8 protein-coding genes and 1 pseudogene (1 of these 9 only partly in view) are annotated in these 23,527 nt (G+C 69.9%); 5 read left to right on the top strand and 4 right to left on the bottom strand.

Features of this window, described 5'->3' with window-relative positions:
• From AC5W7N_RS14435 to AC5W7N_RS14450, 4 genes and pseudogenes are all read left to right on the top strand, one after another.
• Positions 1 to 19,137, top strand: the final stretch of a protein-coding gene (locus AC5W7N_RS14435; RefSeq protein ID WP_495923994.1) for a non-ribosomal peptide synthase/polyketide synthase. 24,579 nt of this gene lie to the left of the window's left edge; only the last 19,137 of its 43,716 coding nucleotides appear in the window; its start codon lies beyond the left edge, outside the window; its stop codon occupies positions 19,135 to 19,137.
• 212 nt (positions 19,138 to 19,349) lie between these two features.
• A complete protein-coding gene (locus AC5W7N_RS14440; protein WP_228815154.1) occupies positions 19,350 to 19,505 on the top strand; it encodes a hypothetical protein in 156 nt (51 codons plus the stop codon).
• Positions 19,502 to 19,693: pseudogene (locus AC5W7N_RS14445) on the top strand (hypothetical protein); the annotation flags it as partial. The gene AC5W7N_RS14440 and the pseudogene AC5W7N_RS14445, both read left to right, overlap by 4 nt.
• A complete protein-coding gene (locus AC5W7N_RS14450; protein ID WP_324197414.1) occupies positions 19,694 to 19,921 on the top strand; it encodes a hypothetical protein in 228 nt (75 codons plus the stop codon).
• A gap of 85 nt (positions 19,922 to 20,006) precedes the next feature.
• On the opposite strand, the gene AC5W7N_RS14455 is transcribed toward AC5W7N_RS14450, so the two are convergent.
• From AC5W7N_RS14455 to AC5W7N_RS14465, 3 genes are read right to left on the bottom strand one after another with little or no spacing between them, the layout of a single operon-like run.
• Entirely contained in the window at positions 20,007 to 20,615 is a 609-nt protein-coding gene (locus AC5W7N_RS14455) for an ATPase (RefSeq protein ID WP_195020052.1), read from the bottom strand.
• A complete protein-coding gene (locus AC5W7N_RS14460; RefSeq protein WP_195020051.1) occupies positions 20,612 to 21,091 on the bottom strand; it encodes an anthrone oxygenase family protein in 480 nt (159 codons plus the stop codon). Before AC5W7N_RS14460 ends, AC5W7N_RS14455 begins: the two co-directional genes overlap by 4 nt.
• On the bottom strand, positions 21,088 to 21,648 hold the full coding sequence (locus tag AC5W7N_RS14465; RefSeq protein WP_163811173.1) for a peroxiredoxin-like family protein: 561 nt from the start codon (positions 21,646 to 21,648) through the stop codon (positions 21,088 to 21,090). Before AC5W7N_RS14465 ends, AC5W7N_RS14460 begins: the two co-directional genes overlap by 4 nt.
• A 67-nt stretch (positions 21,649 to 21,715) precedes the next feature.
• Between AC5W7N_RS14465 and AC5W7N_RS14470 the strand changes: the two genes are divergently transcribed.
• Positions 21,716 to 22,324 (top strand): TetR/AcrR family transcriptional regulator, encoded by a 609-nt coding sequence (locus tag AC5W7N_RS14470; RefSeq protein ID WP_163811176.1) that lies wholly within the window; start codon positions 21,716 to 21,718, stop codon positions 22,322 to 22,324.
• Between the two features lie 102 nt (positions 22,325 to 22,426).
• Here AC5W7N_RS14470 and AC5W7N_RS14475 read toward each other — a convergent pair whose 3' ends face one another.
• The gene (locus tag AC5W7N_RS14475; protein WP_195020050.1) at positions 22,427 to 23,416 is read right to left on the bottom strand and encodes a hypothetical protein; all 990 of its coding nucleotides are present in this window, start codon (positions 23,414 to 23,416) and stop codon (positions 22,427 to 22,429) included.
• Positions 23,417 to 23,527: the final 111 nt, after the last annotated feature.

Here is a 23,527-nt window from a genome sequence, read left to right on the forward strand (position 1 = left end):
GCCGAGCAGATCGACTTCTGGACCCGGACCCTGCGCGGGCTGCCCGAGCAGCTCGACCTGCCCGCCGACCGGCCGCGCCCGGCCGTCGCGTCCGGCCAGGGCGCCACCGAGGTCTTCGAGATCGATGCGCAGACCCATGCGGCGCTCACCGAGCTGGCGCGGACCCGCGGCGCGACGCTGTTCATGGTCACCCACGCGGCGCTGGCGGTACTGCTGTCGCGGCTGTCCGGTGAGGGCGATATCGCCATCGGCACGCCGGTCGCCGGCCGCGGTGAGCGTGCGCTCGACGATCTGATCGGCATGTTCGTCAACACCCTGGTACTGCGCACCGAGGTCGATGGCGGCGACACCTTCACCGATCTGCTGCGCACCGTCCGCTCCACCGATATCGCGGCCTTCGGGCACGCGGATCTGCCGTTCGAGCGGCTGGTGGAGATCCTGAACCCGGCGCGTTCGCAGGCGCGGCATCCGCTGTTCCAGGTGATGCTGTCGTTCCAGAACACCGGCCAGAACAGCCTGGAACTGCCCGGCCTGACGGTCAGCGGCGTCGATCTGCCGATCGACGTGGCCAAGTTCGATCTGCAACTGGTGCTGTCGGAGAACGGCGAGAACGGCGGCATCACCGCCGAACTGATCTACGCCACCGACCTGTTCGACGCGGCCACCATGGCCCAGTTCGGCCGCCGCTTCAACCGGCTGCTCGCCGCCGTGGCCGCCGAACCCGACCGCGCCGTCGGCGATATCGATCTGCTCGACGCCCGGGAAACCGACCGCGCGCTACGCGCCTGGAACGAGACGGCCCACGATCTCGGCACCGTGAGCACCCTGGTCGCCGAGTTCGCCGCGCAGGCCGCCGCCACCCCGGACGCCGTCGCGCTGGTCGACCCGGCCACCGGAATGTCGCTGAGCTACGCCGAATTCGGCGAGCGGGTGCATCGCCTGGCCCGCCACCTGATCAGCGTGGGTGTCGGCCCGGAGCGCCTGGTCGCCCTCGGCCTGCGGCGCTCGGTGGATCTGGTCGTCGCCATGTACGCGGTGCACGAAGCCGGCGGCGGATACGTGCCGCTGGACCTCGACCAGCCGGCCGAGCGCATCGACTACGTGCTCGACACCGCGGCACCGGTCTGCGTGCTGACCACCACGCGCGACGGTTTCGACGCCACCGGTCTGGCCACGATCGTGCTCGACGAGCTGGATCTGTCCGGTGTCGACGCGACCCCGGTGACCGACGCCGAGCGGCTCGCGCCGCTGCGCCCACAGCATCCGGCCTACGTCATCTTCACCTCCGGCTCCACCGGACGCCCCAAGGGCGTGGCCGTGCCGCATGCGGCCGTGGTGAACCAGATCCGCTGGATCACCGGCGAATACGGCATCGGCACCGACGATGTGGTGCTGTTCAAGACCCCCGCCACCTTCGACGTGTCGGTATGGGAGCTGTTCGGACCGCTGTCGACCGGCGGCCGCATGGTGATCGCGAGCCCGGACGGGCATCGCGACCCGCAGTACCTGGCCGAGGTGATCGCCGCCGAACGCGTCACCATGACCTCGTTCGTGCCGTCCATGCTGACGGTCTTCGCCGGCAGTGTGTCCGCCGACGAACTCACCTCGCTGCGGTTGCTGTTCGTCGCCGGTGAGGCGTTCACCAGCGACGCGGTCGAGGCGATCCGCCGGGTGAGCACCGCCGAACTGCACAACCTGTACGGCCCGACCGAGTTCACCGTGCACGCCACGGCCGCCCCGGTCGCCGCCGAGGTCGACGGCGCGGTGCCGATCGGCCTGCCGGTGTGGAATGCCAAGGCCTACATCCTGGACGCGCGCCTGCACCCGGTGGTGCCGGGCGCGGCGGGTGAGCTGTACCTGGCCGGCGCTCAGCTGGCCCGCGGCTACGTCGGCCGCGCGGACCTGACCGCGGATCGGTTCGTGGCCAACCCCTTCGGTACCGGCGAGCGCATGTACCGCACCGGCGACCTGGTCACCCGCGGTGCCGACGGTGCCATCACCTACCTGGGCCGCACCGACTTCCAGGTGAAGCTGCGCGGTCTGCGCATCGAGCTCGGTGAGATCGAGAACGCGCTCACCGCACACGAATCGGTCGCCCAGTCGGTGGCGGTGGTCCGCTCCGACGCCCGCACCGGCGATCTCCTGGTGGCCTATGTGGTGCCCGCGGGCGGCGCGAGCGTCGACCTCGACGCGCTGCGCACGCATCTGTCCGGTCGCCTGCCGTCCTACATGGTCCCGGCCGCGATCGTGGTGCTCGACGCCATGCCGCTCAACCCGAACGGCAAGCTGGACCGGCGCGCGCTGCCGGAACCGGAGTTCGAGGCGCGCGAATTCCGCGCACCGTCGACCCCGGTGGAGGAGATCGTCGCGAACACCTTCGCCGAGGTGCTCGGCCTGCCCGGTGAACGCCAGGTCGGCCTGGACGACGACTTCTTCGATCTCGGCGGCAACTCGCTGATCGCCACCCAGGTGGTGGCCAGGCTCGGCGCCGCCCTCGACACCCGTGTCCCGGTGCGCACCCTGTTCGAGGCGCCGTCGGTGGCCGCGCTGGCCGCCAAGCTGGAATCGCATGCCGGTACCGGCAGCCGTCGCGCGCTCGTCGCCGGGCCGCGCCCGGACGAGGTGCCGCTGTCGCTGGCCCAGCAGCGCATGTGGTTCCTCAACCGCTTCGACAACCAGACCGCGGTCAACAACATCCCGCTCGCGGTCCGGCTGACCGGCGCTCTCGACACCGAGGCGCTGGCGCTGGCCGTCGCGGACGTGATCGACCGGCACGAAGTGCTGCGCACGGTCTACCCGCAGACCGCCGACGGTCAGGGTGTGCAGGTGGTGCTGCCCGCCGGGCAGCATCGCCTCGATCTCACCCCGGTCGACGTCCCGCAGGCCGAGATCACCGACCGCATCAGCGAATTGGTGCTCACCGGCTTCGACGTCACCGCCGAGGTGCCGGTGCGCGCCGAGCTGTTCCACGTGCTGGACGGCGAGGGCCCCGAGACCCACGTGCTGGTGTTCGTGGTGCATCACATCTCCGGTGACGGCTGGTCGGTGCGCCCGCTGGCTCGCGACGTGATGGTGGCCTACGCGGCCCGCACCCGCGGCGAGGCGCCCGGCTGGGCGCCGCTGCCGGTGCAGTACGCCGACTTCGCGCTGTGGCAGCGCGACACCCTCGGTTCGGAGGACGATCCGTCCTCGCTGATCGCCCAGCAGGTCGCCTTCTGGTCGAACACCCTGGCCGGGCTGCCCGAGCAGCTGGATCTGCCCGCCGACCGCTCCCGGCCGGCGGTGGCCTCCAACCGTGGCGAGGTCTACGAGTTCGGCATCGACGCCGAACTGCTGCGCGGGCTCGACGCGCTGGCCCGCGCACACGGCGCCAGCCTGTTCATGGTGGTGCACGCGGCCTTCGCGGCGCTGCTCTCGCGCCTGTCCGGCAGCGATGACATCGCCATCGGCACCGCCGTCGCGGGCCGTGGTGAGGCCGCGCTCGACGACGCCATCGGCATGTTCGTCAACACCCTGGTGCTGCGCAGCGAGGTGCGCCAGGACGAGCCGTTCACCGAGTTGCTCGCCCGCACCAGGGAAACCGATCTCGCCGCCTTCGGGCACGCGGATCTGCCGTTCGAGCGGCTGGTGGAGATCCTGAATCCGGCGCGTTCGCAGGCGCGGCATCCGCTGTTCCAGGTGATGCTGTCGTTCCAGAACACCGGCGAGACCACCTTCGAGCTGCCCGGCCTCGAGGTCGCGGGCCTGCCGCTGGATGTGGTGACGGCGAAGTTCGATCTGCATCTCAACCTCACCGACGCCGCCGACGGTATGAGCGCCGAATTCGCTTATGCCACCGATATGTTCGACCGCGATACGGTGGCCTCGCTGGCCGAGCGGCTGCTGCGGCTGCTGCGTGCGGCCGTGGCCGAACCGGCGGCCGCGATCGGCGATACCGATCTGCTGGCCACCGGCGAGCGCGAGCGGCTGGTGCGGGAATGGAACGCGACCGGCTTCGACGTGGCCGCCGCACTGCCGGCGAGCCCGTCCGCGACCGACCCCGCGACGCTGGTGGCGATGTTCGAGGCGCAGGCCGCCCGCACCCCGGATGCCCCCGCGCTCACCTTCGCCGCGACCACCCTCACCTATGCCCAGTTCAGCGCGCGCGTGAACCGCCTGGCCCGGCATCTGATCTCGCTCGGGGTCGGCCCGGACACCTATGTCGCGCTGGGTATGCGCCGCTCGATCGAACTGGTCGTCGGCATGTACGCGGTGACCGTCGCCGGTGGCGCCTATGTGCCGCTGGACCCCGATCACCCGGCCGACCGCACCCGCTACGTCCTCGACACCGCCGACCCGGTGTGTGTGCTCACCACCGCGGCCGACGAATTCGACGCGGGCGAACGCACCGCGCTCGAGATCGAGGCGCTGGACCTGTCCGGCTACTCGGCCGCACCGGTGACCGATGCCGAGCGCACCGCGGCGCTGCTGCCGACGCATACCGCCTACGTCATCTTCACCTCCGGTTCGACCGGTCGTCCGAAGGGTGTGGCGGTCTCGCACGGCGCGATCGTGAACCGTCTGGTGTGGATGCAGTCGGCGTACGGGCTCGACGCCACCGATGTGGTGTTGCAGAAGACGCCGTCCACCTTCGACGTGTCGGTGTGGGAGTTCTTCTGGCCCTTGCAGGTCGGCGCGCGCCTGGTCGTCGCCAAGCCGGACGGGCACCGCGATCCGGGCTACCTGATCGACCTCATCTCCGCCGAACGGGTCACCACCACGCACTTCGTGCCGTCGATGCTGTCGGTGTTCGTCGCCGAGGAACGCGCGGACGAATGCACCAGCCTGCGCAACGTCTTCGCCTCGGGTGAGGCCCTGCCCGCCGCCACCGCGCAGCGGATGCAGGAACTGACCGGCGCCCGCCTGCACAACCTGTACGGCCCGACCGAGGCCGCGGTCGACGTCACCTTCCACGAGGTGACCGAGGCCGACACGGTGTCGGTGCCGATCGGCGCGCCGGTGTTCAACACCCAGGTCTACGTGCTGGACGCCCGGTTGAACCCGGTGCCCACCGGCGTCGCGGGTGAGCTGTATCTGGCCGGCGTGCAGCTGGCGCGCGGCTATGTGGCCCGCCCGGATCTGACCGCGGACCGCTTCGTGGCCAACCCCTTCGGCACCGGTGAGCGTATGTACCGCACCGGTGATCTGGTGGCCTGGACCGCCGACGGCGAGCTGGAGTACCTGGGCCGCACCGACTTCCAGGTGAAGCTGCGTGGCCTGCGCATCGAGCTCGGCGAGATCGAGGCCGCGCTGACCGGGCTGGACGAGATCGCCCAGGCGGTCGTGCTGGTGCGCTCCGATGATCGTCTCGGCGATCAGTTGGTCGGCTACCTGGTCGCCACCGCGGGCCAGAGCATCGACCTGGAGAGCGTGCGCGCCCGGCTCGGCGCGGAACTGCCCGCCTACATGGTGCCGACGGCCTTCGTGGTGCTGGATCAGTTCCCGCTCAACGCCTCCGGCAAGCTGGACCGCAAGGCGCTGCCCGCGCCGGTGTTCGAGGCCAAGGCGTTCCGCGCGCCGTCCACCCCGATCGAGGAGATCGTCGCCGGCACCTTCGCCGATGTGCTCGGCGTGGCAAGGATCGGCCTGGACGACGACTTCTTCGCCCTCGGCGGCAACTCGCTGCTGGCCACCCAGGTCACCGCGCGACTCGGCGCGGCCCTGGACACCCAGCTGGCGGTGCGCGACCTGTTCGAGGCGTCCACGGTGGCCGCGCTGGCCAACCGGGTCGAGCGCAACGCCGGTTCCGGCCGGGCCCGCCCTGAGCTGACGGCAGGGGAGCGGCCCGAACGGATTCCGCTCTCGCCTGCCCAGCAGCGGTACTGGTTCCTCAACCAGTTCGACACCGCGACCTCAGCGGTCGACAACATTCCGCTGGCGGTGCGGCTGTCGGGCCGCCTGGATGTCGGTGCGCTGGAACAGGCCATCGGCGACGTCTTCGCCCGGCACGAGGTGCTGCGCACCATCTACCCGCGCTCGGCCGACGGTCCGCATCAGGTGATCGGCTCGGCGGAGCGGCACGCCCCGCACCTGACCGTGATCGCGGTGCCCGAATCGCAGCTGGTCGCCAAGGTCATCGAATTCGCCATGACCACCTTCGACGTCACCGTCGAGGTGCCGCTTGCGGTGGCGCTGTTCCGCATCGTCGCCGACGACACCGGCGCCGCCACCGACGACCATGTGCTGGCCTTCACCGTGCACCACGTGGCCGCCGACGGTTCCTCCATGGGCCCGCTGGCCCGTGACGTCATGGCCGCCTACGTCGCCCGCGTCCACGGCGACGCCCCGCAGTGGGCGCCGCTGCCGGTGCAGTACGCCGATTACGCGCTGTGGCAGCGCGCGGTGCTCGGCGACGAGGACGATCCGGAGTCGCTGGCCGCCAAGCAGGTCGCGTACTGGAAGAACACTCTCGCCGATCTGCCCGATCAGCTGGAACTGCCGGCCGACCGGCCGCGCCCGCCCGCGCAGTCCTTCCACGGCAAGGCCATCCGGTTCGAGATCGATCCCGAGCGGCACGCCCGCCTGCACGAACTGGCGCGGGCCAACAACGCCTCGCTGTTCATGGTGGTGCACGCGGCGCTCGCGGTGCTGCTGTCGCGGCTGTCGGGCACCGATGACATCGCCGTCGGCACCCCGATCGCCGGCCGCGGTGAGCGCGAACTCGACGATCTGATCGGCATGTTCGTCAACACCCTGGTGTTCCGCACCTCGGTGACGCCCGGCGCGCGCTTCACCGACCTGCTCGCCGATGTGAAGGAACGCGACCTGGAGGCGTTCGCCAACGCCGACGTCCCGTTCGAGCGCCTGGTCGAGGTGCTCAACCCGGTGCGCTCGACCGCGCGCAACCCGCTGTTCCAGGTGGGCCTGTCGTTCCAGAACCTGGCCGAGACCACCTTCGAGCTGCCCGGCCTCTCGGTGAGCGCGGTGAACTTCGATTCACAGCTGGCCAAGACCGATCTGCACGTCACGCTGTACGACCGGTACGCCGATGACGGCACGCCGGCCGAGATCATCACCGAATTCGGTTACGCCATCGACCTGTTCGACGAGTCGACGGTGCAGAGCTTCGCCGACCGTTTCGTGCGGGTGCTCGACGCCGTGGTCGAGGACGCGTCGCTGCCGGTGGGCGAGATCGATCTGCTGGCGCCGGCGGAGACCGAGCGCATCGTCACCGAGTGGAACGACACCGCGCACGAGGTCGATGCGTCGGCCACGCTGGTGTCGCTGCTGGATGCGACCGTCGCGGCCACCCCGGAGGCCGTGGCGTTGGTCGCCGACGAGCCGTCCGGTATCCGCGAAGTCGCCCACCCGTCGCCCGACCACCACCCCTCATCGACTCGCTTCGCGAGGCTGACGTATTCCGAGCTCGATGCCCAGGTCAACCGCCTGGCCCGCTACCTCATCGGACGCGGTGTCGGACCGGAAGACCGGGTCGCGCTGGCCATCCGGCGCAGCGCCGATCTGGTGACCGCCATGTACGCCGTCGCCAAGGCCGGCGCCGCCTATGTGCCGATCGACCCGGATCAGCCGGCCGAACGCACCGATTACATCCTCGCCACCGCGGCACCGGTCTGCGTACTGACCACCGCGCGCGACGATTTCCGCACCGATGCGGCCGAGGCCGTGCGGATCGACGAGCTGGACTTGTCCGGCGTCGCCGCCACACCGGTGACCGCCGCCGAACGGCGCACGGAGCTGACCGCGGCGCACACCGCCTACGTCATCTTCACCTCCGGTTCGACCGGCCAGCCCAAGGGCGTCGCGGTGCCGCACCGCGCGATCGTCAACCAGTTGCTGTGGGAGACGGCCGAATACGCGCTCGGCGCCGACGACGCGATCCTGCTGAAGACGGCCGCGACCTTCGACCTGTCGGTGTGGGAGTTCTGGACCGCCGCCGTGTGCGGTGGGCGCCTGGTGATCGCCACCGCCGACGGGCACCGCGATCCGTCCTACCTCAACGAACTGATGCGCGGCACCGAGGTCACCACGCTGCATGTGGTGCCGTCGATGCTGGACGCGCTGCTCACCGAGTCCGGCGGGCACCTGCCCGCGAGCCTGCGCCGGGTGCTGGCCATCGGTGAGGCGCTGCCCGCCGCGACCGCGCAGCGGTTCCTGGCAGGCAACGACAGCGCGCTGTTCAACCTGTACGGCCCGACCGAGGCGGCGGTGTCGATCACCAGCCACCGCGTCAGCACGGCCGACGAGCTGTCGGTGCCGATCGGTGCCCCGGAATGGAACAGCCGCGTCTACGTGCTCGATGCCCGGCTGCGGCCGGTGCCGGTGGGCGTGTCCGGTGAGCTGTACCTGGCGGGTACTCAGCTCGCGCGCGGCTACTTCGGCCGCGCCGATCTGACCGCCGACCGCTTCGTCGCCGATCCGTTCGGCACGGGCGAGCGCATGTACCGCACGGGTGACCTGGTCGCCTGGAACAGCGACGGTGAGCTGGAATACCGGGGCCGCACCGACTTCCAGGTGAAGATCCGCGGTTTCCGCATCGAACTCGGCGAGATCGAGGCCGCGCTGCTGCGGCAGCCGAACGTCACCGCCGCCGCGGTGCTCGCGCACACCGACCCGAACATCGGTGACCGGCTCGTCGCCTACGTGGTGTCCGCCGACGGCGCGATCGAGCAGCGGCAGTTGCAGGCGGCACTGGCGGCGGAGCTGCCGTCGTACATGGTGCCGTCGGTGGTGGTCGAACTCGACGCGCTGCCGTTGAACGCCAACGGCAAGCTGGACCGTAAGGCCCTGCCGGAGCCCACCTTCGAGAAGGCGGTGTTCCGCGCCCCGGTGACCCCGATCGAGCAGATCGTGGCGAATGTGTTCGCCGACGTGCTGCGGATCGCGGAACGGCCGGATTCGGAAGACAAGCGGCTCGGCCTCGACGACGACTTCTTCGCCTGGGGCGGCAACTCCCTGCTGGCCACCCAGGTGGCGGCTCGGCTGGGCGAGGCGCTCGACACCCGGGTGCCGGTGCGGCTGCTGTTCGAGGCGTCCACGGTGGCCGCGCTCGCGGTGCGGGTGGAGCAGCACGCCGAAGCGGGCGGGCGTAAGGCGCTGGTCGCGGCCCCGCGTCCGGCGGAGATCCCGCTGTCGCTGGCCCAGCAGCGGATGTGGTTCCTCAACCGCTTCGACACCGATTCGGCCGCCTACAACGTGCCGATCGCGGTGCGGTTGAGCGGCGATCTGGACGTCGCGGCGCTGCGTGCGGCGATCGCGGATCTGGTCACCAGGCACGAGATCCTGCGCACGGTCTACCCGCAGCACGACAGCGGTCCGGTGCAGGTGATCCTGCCGCCGAACCGGGCGATTCCGCGCCTGGATGTACGGGTGATTCCGGCGGGCGAGATCGAAGCCGCCGTGGTGGAACTGACCTCGACGATCTTCGACGTCACCACCGAGGTGCCGATGCGCCTGGCACTGTTCCAGGTCGCGGACGAGAACGGCGCGCCGCGCAGCGAATACGTGCTGGCCATGGTCGTGCACCACATCTCGGGCGACGGGTCCTCGGTCGGCCCGCTGACCAGGGACCTGATGACCGCCTACGCCGCCCGCTCGGTGGGCGAGGCGCCGAACTGGTCGCCGCTGGCGGTGCAGTACGCCGACTACAGCATCTGGCAGCGTGAGCTGCTCGGCGACGAGAACGATCCGAAGTCGCTGGCCGCCAAGCAGGTCGCCTACTGGGCCGACGCGCTCGCCGAGCTGCCCGATCAGCTGGATCTGCCGTCGGACCGTCCGCGTCCGGCCGTGCAGTCCTTCGCAGGCGGCAAGGTGGAACTGCACGTCGACGCCGACACCCACCGCGCGCTGATCGAACTGGCCCGTGCCGAGGGCGCGACGCTGTTCATGGTCGTGCACACCGCCCTCGCGGTGCTGCTGTCGCGGCTGTCGGGCACCGACGACATCGCCATCGGCACCCCGATGGCCGGTCGCGGTGAGGCCGTGCTCGACGACCTGATCGGCATGTTCGTCAACACACTGGTGTTCCGCACCCGCGTGGACGCAGGCGAGCCGTTCACCGAGCTGCTCAACCGGCAGCGCGATATCGACATCCAGGCCTTCGCCAATGCCGACGTGCCGTTCGAGCGCCTGGTCGAGGTGCTCAACCCGGTGCGCTCGACCGCGCGGCATCCGCTGTTCCAGGTGGGTCTGTCGTTCCAGAACCTGGCCCAGGCCAGCCTGGAACTGCCGGGCCTCGCGGTGTCGGGGCTGGATATCGACACCCAGCTCTCCCAGTTCGACCTGCACCTGATCGCCACCGACCGCTACGGCGACGCGGGTGAGCCCGCCGGCATCACCGGCTTCTTCACCTACGCCACCGATCTGTTCGATCACGGCACGGTGCAGGGCTTCGTGGACCGTTTCGCCCGCCTGCTCGGCGAGATCGTCGCCGCGCCGCGCACCCCGGTCGGCGATATCGAACTGCTCGACAGCGCCGAGCGCACCCGTCTGGTGGCGGGCCGCAATGCGACCGAGCAGCGGGTCGACACCGAGGCCACGCTGGCCTCGCTGCTGGATGCCACGGTGGCGGCGGCGCCGAAGTCGGTCGCGCTGGTCACTGATGACGGCGCCCAGCTCGCCTACGGTGAACTCGACTCCCGCGTGAACCGCCTTGCCCGGCACCTGATCTCGCTCGGGGTCGGCCCCGAGTCGCGGGTGGCGCTGGCGCTGCGGCGTTCGGTGGATCTGGTGGTCGCCATGTACGCGGTGACCAAGTCCGGTGGCGCCTATGTGCCGCTGGATCCGGATCAGCCGGCCGAGCGCACCGGCTACATCCTGGAGACGGCCGCACCGGTGTGCGTGCTGACCAACGCCGACGCCGGCTTCGATTCCGAACTGGCGCCGGTCATCTCGCTCGATGCGCTGGACCTGTCCGCGCTGAGCGAGGCGCCGGTCACCGACGCCGATCGGGTGGCGCCGCTGCTGCCGCAGCACACCGCCTACGTCATCTTCACCTCCGGTTCGACCGGCCGCCCGAAGGGTGTCGCGGTGCCGCATGCGGCGATCGCGAACCAATTGCAGTACAAGGTGGCCGAATTCGGGCTGGACGCCGCGGACGCGGTGCTGCTGAAGACCGCGGCGACCTTCGACCTGTCGGTGTGGGAGTTCTGGTCGGCGGCGGTCTGCGGTGGCCGGTTGGTCATCGCCGCGCCCGACGGCCATCGCGACCCGGCGTACCTGAACGAGCTGATGGCCCGCGAATGGGTGACCACCCTGCACGCGGTGCCGTCCATGCTGGACGCGCTGCTGACCGGTGAGCTGCCGGATTCGCTGTGGCGGGTGCTGGCCATCGGTGAGGCGCTGCCCGGTTCGCTGGCCCAGCGGTTCCGCGAGTCGCATCCGCGCACCGAGCTGTTCAACCTGTACGGCCCCACCGAGGCCGCGGTCTCGATCACCACCCACCGGGTCGGCGCGGCCGATATCGCCTCGGTGCCGATCGGTGTGCCGCAGTGGAACAGCCAGGTCTACGTGCTGGACGCCCGGCTGAACCCGGTGCCCGACGGTGTGGCCGGTGAGCTGTACCTGGCCGGTGCGCAGCTGGCGCGCGGCTACTTCGGCCGCGCGGACCTGTCCGCGGAACGGTTCGTGGCCAACCCGTTCGGCACCGGTGAGCGCATGTACCGCACCGGTGACCTGGTGGCCTGGAACCGCGCCGGTGAGCTGGAGTACCGCGGTCGCACCGACTTCCAGGTGAAGATCCGCGGTTTCCGCATCGAACTCGGCGAGATCGAAGCGGCGCTGCTGGCCATGCCGGAGGTCGCGCAGACCGCGGTGGTGGCCAAGTCCGATCCGCGCACCGGCGATCGTCTGGTGGCCTACCTGGTGCCCGCCTCCGGTGTGGCCGCGCATGTGGACGAGGTCGGGCTGGAACGGCAGCGCGGCGGTCTCGATGTGGCGCAGGTGAAGTCGGCGCTGGCGGCGGCGCTGCCGTCGTACATGGTGCCCGCGGCCTTCGTGGTGCTCGACGCGCTGCCGTTGAACGTCAACGGCAAGCTCGACCGCAAGGCGCTGCCGGAGCCGGAGTTCGAGGTGCAGGAGTTCCGTGCGCCGTCGACCCCGATCGAGGAGATCGTGGCCGGTGTGTTCACCGAGGTCCTCGGCGTGCAGCGGGTCGGCGCCGACGACGATTTCTTCGCCCTCGGCGGTAACTCGCTGCTGGCCACCCAGGTCGCGGCCCGGTTGGGTGCGGCGCTGGATGCGCGGGTGCCGGTGCGGACGTTGTTCGAGGCGTCCACCGTCGCCGGTCTCGCGGTCAAGGTCGAACAGCATGCCGGCGCCGGTGGCCGCCGCGCGCTGGTGGCGGGCCCGCGTCCGGAGCAGGTGCCGTTGTCGCTGGCCCAGCAGCGGATGTGGTTCCTCAACCAGTTCGATACCGCCTCGGCCGTCAACAACATCCCGGTCGCGGTGCGGTTGAGCGGCGACCTCGATGTGGCGGCATTGCAGCTGGCCGTCGCCGACGTCGTCGGCAGGCACGAGACCCTGCGCACCGTCTACCCCGAACAGGGTGGCGCCGCGCACCAGGTGATCCTGCCCGCCGACCAGGCGGTGCCGGATCTGACGCCCGTCGCTGTGCGCGCAGGCGAACTGCGCGAGCGGATCGTCGAGGTGATCTCCGCGGGCTTCGACGTGACGGTGGAAGTGCCGTTGCGCGCCAAGCTGTTCCAGGTGGACGGCACCGACTATGTGCTGGTGTTCGTCGCTCATCACATCAGCGCCGACGGCTGGTCCATGGGCCCGCTCACCCGCGACGTCATGGTCGCCTACGCGGCTCGCGCGAACGGTGTCGAGCCGGGCTGGGCGCCGCTGCCGGTGCAGTACGCCGATTTCAGCATCTGGCAGCGCGAGGTGCTCGGCTCGGAATCGGATCCGGACAGCCTGATCAGCCAGCAGGCCGAGTACTGGCGCGCCACGCTGGCCGGACTGCCCGACGAGCTGAACCTGCCCGCCGACCGCACCCGTCCGACAGCACAGTCGTTCGCCGGTGGCCGGGTGGTGTTCCCGATCGAGGCCGAGCTGCATCGCAGGCTCGCCGAGGTGGCCAGGGAGCAGAACGCGACCATGTTCATGGTCGTGCACGCCGCGCTCGCGGTGTTCCTCGCGCGCATGTCGGGCACCGACGACATCGCCATCGGCACCCCGATCGCCGGTCGCGGCGAGGCCGAACTCGACGACGTCATCGGCATGTTCGTCAACACGCTGGTGCTGCGTTCGCATGTGCGCGGTGAACTCACCTTCGGTGAGCTGCTCGCCGCGACCAAGGACGCCGATCTGCAGGCGTTCGCGCACGCCGATCTGCCGTTCGAGCGGCTGGTGGAACTGCTCAACCCGGAGCGTTCGACCGCGCGGCATCCGCTGTTCCAGGTGGCGCTGTCGTTCGAGAACCTGCCGGACAACAGCTTCGAGCTGCCCGGCCTGCATGTCGAAGCCGTCGATTTCGACGTCGACACCGCCAAGTTCGACCTGTCGCTGACCATCCGCGAGGCCGCGGGCGACGACGCCGCAGGCATGTACGCCGAGTTCTCCTTCGCGCGTGACCTGTTCGACGACGCCACCGTCGAGGTGTTCGCGCAGCGCTTCACCAGGCTGCTCGAATCCATCACCGCCGCACCGCAACAGCCGGTGGGCGATCTGGCGATCCTGGCCGACGCCGAATACGAGCTGCTGACGCACGTGCACGGCGAAGACGTGATGGCCACCGGCCTGCTGCCGGATCTGCTCACCCATGGCGCCCGGCTGAACCCGGACCAGATCGCGGTGCGCTACGAGGGCCGCTCCATCACCTACCGCGAGCTCGACGAGTACTCCTCGCGGCTGGCGCGGGTGCTCATCGAGCGTGGGGTCGGGCCGGAGCGCATCGTCGCGCTGTCGTTCCCGCGCTCCTACGAGATGGTGGCCGCGTTCTGGGCGGTGGCCAAGGCCGGCGGCGCGCACGTGCCGGTCGACCCGACGTATCCGGAAGACCGGATGCGCCACATGGTGACCGACTCCGGTGCCGTGCTCGGCCTGACCGCGCGCCAGTACCTGGACCGGCTGCCGCACGAGGTCGAGTGGCTGTGCCTGGACGATCCGGCCACCGATGAGCTGATCGACGCGCGGTCGCCCGCACCGGTCACCGATGAGGACCGGATCAGCTCGCTGGCCATGCGGCACCCGGCCTACGTCATCTACACCTCCGGCTCGACCGGTCTGCCCAAGGGCGTCATGGTCACCCACGCCGGTATCGGTGGACTGGCCGACGTCGCGGCGGATCTGTACCACCTGGAATCGCACCACCGGTTCCTGCACATCTGCTCGCCGAGCTTCGATCCGTCGGTGCTGGAGTGGGTGGTCACCCACTACACCGGCGCGACCCTGGTGATCGTGCCGTCGCACATCATCGGCGGGCCCGACCTGGCCGAGCTGCTGCGCGCCGAGCGGGTGACGCACACCGTCATCACCCCGGCGGTGCTCGGCACGGTCGATCCCGAGGGTCTGGACGAACTCGAGGTCGTCTCCGTCGGCGGTGACGTCACCACGCAGGAACTGCTGGCCAAGTGGGAGCCGGGCCGTAAGTACTTCAACGCCTACGGACCCACCGAGACGACGATCATCTCGTCCTACGCGCGCCTGACCGCGGGCCGCCACGTCACCATCGGTTTCCCGGTGCACGGCATGACCGCGCTGGTGCTCGACGCCCGCCTGAACCCGGTGCCGCCGGGTGTGGCAGGCGAGCTCTACCTGGCCGGTGGCGCGCTGGCGCGCGGCTACCACAACCGCCCCGACCTCACCGCGGACCGGTTCGTCGCCAACCCGTGGAGCAGCGAGGGTGCGCGCATGTACCGCACCGGTGACGTGGTGCGCTGGTACGCCGATCCCGAACAGCGGGCGGGCAATGCCGCGGTGGACACCGTGCGATGGGAACTCGACTACGTCGGACGCTCGGACTTCCAGGTGAAGATCCGCGGCTTCCGCGTCGAGCTCGGCGAGATCGACACCGCGCTCGGCAGGCACCCCGACGTGGAGTTCGCGATCACCCTCGGCCGCGACACCGACGCGGGCGCGACGATCCTGGTCTCCTATGTGCTCGCGACGCCGGGCCACGAGATCGACACCGAGCGGCTCACCGAGTTCGTCTCGCGCTCGTTGCCGCCGCATATGGTGCCGTCGGCGATCGTGGTGCTCGACGAGATCCCGTTGACCCCGGTCGGCAAGCTCGACCGCAAGGCGCTGCCGGAACCACAGCTCGCCCCGCGCGAATTCCGGGCCCCGGTCACCGAGGTCGAGGCGATCATCGCCGAGGTGTTCGCCGAGGTGCTCGGCGTGGATCAGATCGGCGTGGACGATTCGTTCTTCGCCCTCGGCGGCGACTCGATCCTGTCCATCCAGCTGGTGTCGCGGGCCAAGGCGCGCGGTGTGGTGTTCAGCCCGCGTGACGTGTTCGAGCGGCGCAGTGTGGCCGCGCTGGCCGAGGTCGCCACGCTCGGCGCGGCACCGGGCCAGATCAGCCTGGAGGAGCTGCCCGGCGGCGGTGTCGGTGACATCCCGCTGACGCCGATCATGGCGCAGATCCTGTCGAGCGGCTCGTCGTTCGACCGGTTCTCGCAGTCCATGGCGTTGCGGCTGCCCGAAGGCATCGACCGGCAGACCTTGGTCGCCACCATCGCGGCCGTGTTCGACCACCATGACGTGCTGCGCTCGCGGTTGCGTCGCGCCGGCGAGTCGTGGGCGTTCGAGGCGCTGGAACGCGGCGCGGTCGACGTCGACGCGCTGGTGCACCGGGTCGACGCGCCAGCGGACATCAGCGAGGCCGAACTCACCGAGCTGGCCACCGCCGAATTCGACGCCGCCCTCGGCCGATTGGATCCGGCCGGTGCCGCGATGGCGCAGTTCGTCTGGTTCGCCTTCGCCGGCGACCGCCGCGATGTGCTGCTCATCGTCGCCCACCACTTCGTGGTCGACGGCGTGTCCTGGCGCATCCTGATCCCGGACTTCGCGGTGGCGTGGTCGCAGCTGGCCGCCGGTCAGCCGGTGAACCTGCCTGCCAACGGCACGTCCATGCGGCGCTGGGCGCACAGCCTGGTCGACGCGGCCGCCGAACCCGAGCGGGTCGCGGAACTGCCGTTCTGGCAGGAGGTCACGGCCACACCCGATCCGCAGCTGGGCGCGCGGGCGTTCGACCCCGAGGTCGACACCTTCGCCACCGTGGAGCGGGTCGAGGTGTCGCTGTCGGCCGAGGTCACCGATGCCGTGCTCACCGCGGTGCCGAGCCTGTACCGCGGCGGTGTGAACGACGGCCTGCTGTCGGCGCTGGCCATGGCCGTCGCGCGCTGGCGCGGTGGGGACGCGGCGCTGGTCAAGCTCGAGGGCCACGGTCGTGAGGAAGAGGTCGTGCCCGGCGCGGATCTGTCCCGCACGGTCGGCTGGTTCACCGCGGCCTACCCGGTGCGGCTGGCCCTCGGCGACGCCGATCTCGACGACGCCTTCGCCGGCGGCGCCGCGCTCGGCGCGATCGTCAAGTCGGTCAAGGAGCAGCTGCTCGCCGTGCCCGACAAGGGCCTCGGCTACGGCATGCTGCGCTACCTCAACGACGAGACCGGCACGCAGCTCGCCGGCGGTTCCACCGGCCAGATCAGCTTCAACTATCTGGGCCGGATGTCGGCCGGTGAGATCCCCGAGGAGCTCGCCGAGGTCGGCTGGGTGCCGGTGGACGATCTGGGCCGCCTCGATGTCGAGATGGACCGGGATATGCCCGCCAACGCCGTGCTCGACATCAACGCGATCGTCACCGACGGCGCGGACGGACCGGAGCTGGGCGCGTCGCTGGCGTTCCCGTCCGGGCTGCTCACCCGCGAACAGGTGCGCGAGTTCGCCGACCTCTGGGTGGCGGCGCTCGAGGCGCTCGCCGCGCATGCCCGCCGCCCCGACGCCGGTGGTTTCACACCATCGGATATGGCGCTGGTGCATGTCGGCCAGAGCGATCTGGAGCAGTGGGAGCGCGAGTTCCCGGCGCTGTCCGAGGTGTGGCCGCTGTCGCCGTTGCAGTCGGGCCTGCTGTTCCACGCACTGATGACGCAGGCCACCGTCGACGTCTACACCATGCAGGCCGTGGTGGATCTCGGTGGCAGCCTGGATGTTTCGCGACTGCGCGCCGCGGCGCAGGGCATCATCGACCGGTACCCGAACCTGCGCACGGCCTTCGTCACCGATTCGTCGGGGCAGGCGGTGCAGGTGGTGCTGGACCGGGTCGAGGCACCGTGGACCGAGGTGGACCTGCGGGAGTTGCCCGAGGCCGAGCGCCTCGGCGAATTGCAGCGCCGGATCGCCGCCGATCAGGCCACGCACTTCGATATGGCGGTGCCGCCGCTGATGCGGTTCACCCTGTTCCGCACCGGCGAGACGCAGTGGCATCTGGCGATCACCACCCACCACATCCTGCTCGACGGCTGGTCGATGCCGCTGCTCATGCGGGATCTGCTGGTGCTGTACGCGGTGCGCGGTGATCAGACCGCGCTGCCGCGGGTGGCCTCCTACCGCAACTTCCTCGGCTGGCTCGCCGGACGCGACCGCGAGGAATCGCTGCGGGCCTGGGCGCGGGCGCTCGACGGGCTCGGCGAGCCGACCCAGCTGGCGCCGCAGCCGCGCGGAACCGAGGACTACTCGATCGGCAAGCTGATCACCGAGATCGACGCCGACCGCACCCGCAAGCTCACCAAGCACGCCGCCGAACTGGGCGTCACGGTGAACACGCTGGTGCAGGCCGCGTGGGGCATCCTGCTCGGCAGGCTCACCGGCCGCGGCGACGTGGTGTTCGGCGCGACGGTGTCGGGCCGGCCTGCGGAGCTGCCCGGCGTGGAGTCGATGGTCGGTCTGTTCATCAATACGCTGCCCGTGCGGGTGCGCATCGATGATCGGCAGAACGTCGGCGAACTGCTGGAGACCCTGCAGCACGAGCAGGCCGATCTGCTCGACCACCACTACGTCGGACTGACCGATATCCAGCGGGTGGCCGGACCGGCCTCGCAGTTCGACACACTGCTGGTGTTCGAGTCGTATCCGATGGACAAGGAGGCCATTTCGGCGGCCAGCTCCATCGACGGCATGTCGGTGACCGGTGTCGGCGTCAACGACGCCACGCACTACCCGCTGACCCTGCTGGTGACCGCCGAGGCGACCATCGAGCTGACGCTGAAGTACCTGCGCAGCCGGTTCACCGCCGACGAGGTCGAGGTGCTGTCCACCAGGTTGCAGCGGGTGCTCGACGCGCTCGTCGGCGACCCGGCCGCGCTCGTCGGCGATATCGACATCCTCGATGCCGGGGAGCGGGCGCAACTGCTCGCCGACTCCGGGGTCGCCGCCGCGACCGCCGCACCCGAGCCGGTCGGCCGGGTCGGTGCCAGGACGGTGGCCAAGGTGCTGGCCGAGGTCGTCGAGGAAGATCCGCAGGCGCCCGCGCTGCTGGCCGGTGATGCCGAGATCGCCTACCAGGAGCTGGACCGCCGGTCCTCGCAACTGGCGCGGCTGCTCATCGCCCGCGAGGTGGGGCCAGGTGACGTCGTCGCGGTGACCCTGCCGCGTTCGGTGGATGCCGTGGTGGCGGCCTGGGCGGTCCAGAAGGCGGGTGCCGCCCTGCTCTTCGCCACCGGCCGCACCGCCGACGAGATCACCACCGCCGGAGCGGCTTTCGTGATCGGTGCGACCGGCGGCCTGCCGGGCCTCGACCCGGCCGACCCCGCGATCGCCACCGAACTCGCCGCCGCCCCGGGCCACCCGGTCTCCTACGCCGACCGGGCCCGCCCGCTCGGCGAAGACCACCCGGCCTTCGTGCTGCTCACGGAGGGCGCACCCGTGGTCCTGACCCAAACCCAGGCCCTCGACCGCGCCGAACACCTGCGCGAGGTGAACGAGATCGACTACGAGTCGGCCACCTTCACCACGGCGGGCACCGGCCGGGCAGCCGTCGACGAGTTCCTGGCCTCCGCCACCGCCGGCGCCCTCTCGGTCCTCCCGACCGACGCGGACCCCGCCGACGACATCGCGGACGGGGAAGTAACGCACTGGTTCGTGGTGCCGGGCGAGGTGATCGACGGGGCGGGTGACGTCCGGATCATCGGCGAACAGTAGTCGCGGTTCGAGGCCGATGGGGCGATGATCGTGGCGCCCCACCGGCTCGAACCGGACAAGGCTACGCAGAATTCCCGAGGGCGCCAGGATGTCGACTCGAGTGCGCGCCCACAGTGTTTCAGCCTGTGTCGTGGTCGAACGCGGTACTCGGCTGTCGACGACACGACGGGTCGATTGCCGGCTGCATTCGCGGTCGGTAGGAGGTGCGTTGCATGCTCAAACCTGCTGCGGGTGCGGGCCGCTGGACTGCTGCCGATCTCGGCGGCCGACCGGAGAACGGACTGCGCTACGAGGTGCTCAACGGTCAGCTCGTGGTCAGTGCGGCACCCGAGCCTCGTCATCAAACGCTGATTCGACGGCTGGTGTGAGCGCTGGTCGGCACGGCGCCGTCGGAATTCGTGGTGCTCGAGGGTGGCGGGATACTGATCGGCGAGGACGAAGCGGTTCCGGACCTCATCGTCGGGCAAGGCGACATCCCTATGGACAGCCGAGGGGTACCAGTCGCGTCCAGCTGGCCGTCGAGGTTGTTTCCGGCTCCACGACGTTGCAGGACCGCATGGTCAAGCCCGTGCTCTACGCGGCCGCAGGGATCCCGAACTATTGGCGATTCGAGATCAACTCCTTCGAAGGCCGGTTGCCGGGAGAGGAACTGCCGGTCCTCTTTGCCCACGTCCTCGGCAGCGATAACACTTACGAACAAACGCATCGCGTGCTGGCAGGGGAGAAGGTCACCTTGCGTAGCCCCTTCGAGGTCGTGATCGACCCGGGCACGCTGCTGCCCTGAGGTCGGCCGAAGTTCGCCTGCCCGCTCCGCACGTCCGTGGCGGCGGAGCGGGTCGATGATCGGCGATCGAATGTTGCGATATCGATCAGGTGAGGGCGTGTTCTTCCACGTACACCTTGCGGCAGACCGGGGCACAGAACACCCGGGTCTCACCGTTGTGGGTGAGGGTGAATTCGGCGGTGGCGATGTCGAGGGTCATGCCGCAGACGGGGTCGACGCCATAACCTTCGGGTACTTCGCGGGTGTCGGCCGCGCTGTCGTAATCGGCGGTCATCATCTTGGTGAGTTCGGTGGCGGTGGTGGTGCGGCCGACGGTGCCGAGGTTGTGTTCGCGCACGCCGAGGATCTGCACCACGCAATGCGGGTCGTCGCGCAGCCGCTGCGGATCGCCCTCGAACTCGGCGATGGCGTCGGTGATCAAGGGGATGATGCCGTCGCCGAATCCCGGGCCCGCCCACGATCCGGGGACGGTGACCCGGGCCAGGTAGCGCGGTGCGTCCGCCGGGCTCGGCCCACCGGTGGCCCAGGCGGCGGGCTGGTGCACGAGCACGTGGGTGAACTCGCGGGCGCGCGCCAGCACCGCGTCCGGCGCGGAATCCGCGGCGGTGATCGTGTGCAGTATGTGCGCGGCGAGGGCGTGGCCCCGCTCGCCGGTCAGGGTGGGATCGGAGACGTAGAGGTCGATGGTCATCATGAGTGGATCTCCTTCGGGGACAGCAGGGTGGTGATGACGATGAGGACGAAGACCGCAACGGCGCACACCACACGGGCGATGTGGAAGTCCTCCCAGCGGGCGAGGGCGTCGGCGTAGTCCGCGGGCGGTCCGGATACCGCCCACGCCTTGATCTCCTGGTTGATCGGCACATTGCCGAGTCGAGTGATGAGGAAGACCGCGACCGCGCCGATCGTCGCTGCTCCGGCCACCCAGCGCTCCCTTCCGCGGGCGCGTACCGCGAGAACCAGGCATCCCGCGAACGTGAGAGCCATAAGGCCTTGCATGACAACGCTGTTGGCCGACATCAGCGCGGTGTGGAAACTGAGACGAACCTCCGGTGCCACCTCGCGGAAGGCGTAGAGCACGTTGGTTCCACCGTAGAGAAAGGCGCCGCCGAGCAGGCCGCTGAACAGCAGCGCGGCGCCGCGGGCGAGACGAGGACGAGCGAAGCTCACCGGTACACCTCGGTCTTCGTCGCATGGGACAGAAGTTCGTCGACCGACCACTGGTCGTCGGCGTGCGCCCCATGCTTGCTCGCCACGACACGGCCGTCGGGTGCGATGAGGAAATCAGCGGGCAGGCCGAGGCGTCCTCCTTCCGGCTTGCCCGGCGGCGCAACGTGACCCGGCGTCCGAGACGCACGCACCTCACGGGTGATGGCGCGGAGAATGGTCGGCCAGGCACGCGGATCGAGCAGGGCACGGGGCGCGGATTCCACACCGAACTCGCGGTAGAGACGGCGGCCGGGGTCGGCGATCACGGCCAGCGGCAGGTCGGCGGTGTATTTCAGGAGCTCCTCGGCACTGGAATGAAAGACGACGACCTCGCGGACATTCGCCGCGTGGATCTCATCCAGCCGGTCGACGACCGACCGCAGATGCAGACTGCACACCGGGCAGCCCGCGAACCTGCGGAATTGCAGATGGACCAGGCAGTCGGGGTCGGGAATCGGCACCGGTGTGCCGGTGATGGTGACGAGCTGTCGGCCGGCGACAGCGGACGGGAAAGGCATCCGAACTCCTTAAGTGTACAAAGTACGCCTACGACCAGTATGCGCGTATCGCGTACGCTGTCAATCCATGCCCCGCCCACGTTCGCTGACCACCGACGATCTGTCCGGCGCCGCTCTCGCCGTGATCGATCGCGACGGTCTGGAGGGGCTCACCATGCGCGCGGTCGCCAAGGAACTCGGCATGGCGACCATGGCGCTCTATCGATATGTCGCCGACCGGACGGCGCTCGAGGTCCTCGTGGTCGAACGCGTCTTCGCCGCCGTCGACCTCACCGTGCCGCGGCAGCTGAGCTGGCGCGACCGCATACGCCTGCTGCTGGACCGAACCCGGCGCGTCGCGGCCGAACACCCCGATACCGTGCCGCTGATCCTGCGGCACCGGCATTCGGCCCGAGCTTCGCTCGGCCTGATCGAAGCCATGCTGTCGACGCTCACCGACGGCGGCCTCACCGGCATCGACCGCGTCATCGCCCAACGCACCCTCATCGCCTACCTACTCGGTTTCCTGCAGAACGAGCACTATGCCGCCCTCTCCGGGGCGGGCACCGCCGCCATGGCCGCCCTATCGTCCGAGGAGTTCCCCTACCTCGCGCAAACGGCCGCCGACGCTCGCACCGTCGCGCCGGAACGCGAATTCAGTGCCGGCCTGGATGTGATACTCGACGGTCTCACGTAATCCGCTGCGTCAGAATGTGATTCGTGAAGTCCCTCGCTATTCGAGCCATTGCTCCACCTCGGTGGGTAATCGAACCGCGTGGATCGGCGCCCGTCCTCGGCACTAGCACCGTTCGTACCGACGCGCGTACGGCTCCGACTCCGGTGCCACCTCGAGGCGGGGTGCTGGGCAGCCGCCGACGAGGACGGCGAACGTGGGGCCGCTGCGGGTGATGATGGTGTAGTCGACCACGCCGCCGCGTTCGGACAAGTGGGGCAGGTGCCGGTCGGCGAGTTGGCTCGCCTGTGCGGCACTGAGTTCCGCTCCGTCGGGCGGGAATACCTGGACGCCGAGTGTGCGGCCCGTGGCGTCGGGCGGATCGAATACTGACACCCGGACGATCGCCGAGGTGGGTTGCTCGGACAGGAACCATTCCCACAGTGCGAGTTCGCTACCCGATGGGAAACGGCGGCGGCCCTCCGCGTGGATCACGCTGGGTTCCAGCCTCGAGTAGTTCTCGGACATGCTCTTCCCGTGAACGGGGGAGACCGTCCAGCGGTTGGGCGCCAGTTCCGGGAACTCCGCGATGATTCGTCGCATCGCCGCGGTGGCTCGGTAGGGTTCCGCCTCGGAGCCGGCGCTGACATCGACGGCGTGAACCCCGGACCAGTGGATCTGCGCACCGGTGCCGGCCAGCGAGAGGCGGGCCCAGTTGTGCGCGGCGTCGACTTCCGGTGCGACGTCCCGTCCGAAGGCCCAAGACCCGTGATAGGAGTCCGTCAACCGTTCCATCTGGACCACTGTCGTGTCGCCTCGGTAGTGCGGTGGTAGCGGCTGAGCGGCCATGACACGCACCACCGACCCGGCGTCGGCTGGTGCGGTGCCATCCTCGAGCCGCACGTCGAGCAGGGACGTGTAGTACGAGTTGGGGCCGTAGGGGACGTATTCGAATACATGTGACGCGTCTGCCACTCCCGGAACGGCTTCGATGGCCGACTCGATCCGTCGCGACCAACTGTCCCGCTCGTTCTGGTCGGGTCCTTCCGGGAAGAGCGAACATCCGGTGAGCAGGATCGCTGCCATCGACACGATGGCAGGCACTGTGAAGCGCATGAGCAGTCATCCTGCCAGCAGCCGGTACCGGGCGGCTGGACGAATCTTGTCGGCTGAGGGAATGCATCGGCCGCGGCGCGCGGGATCGAGCACCGGGCAGGGACTGCATCG

The sequence above is a fragment of the Nocardia sp. CDC519 genome (genome assembly GCF_059509835.1).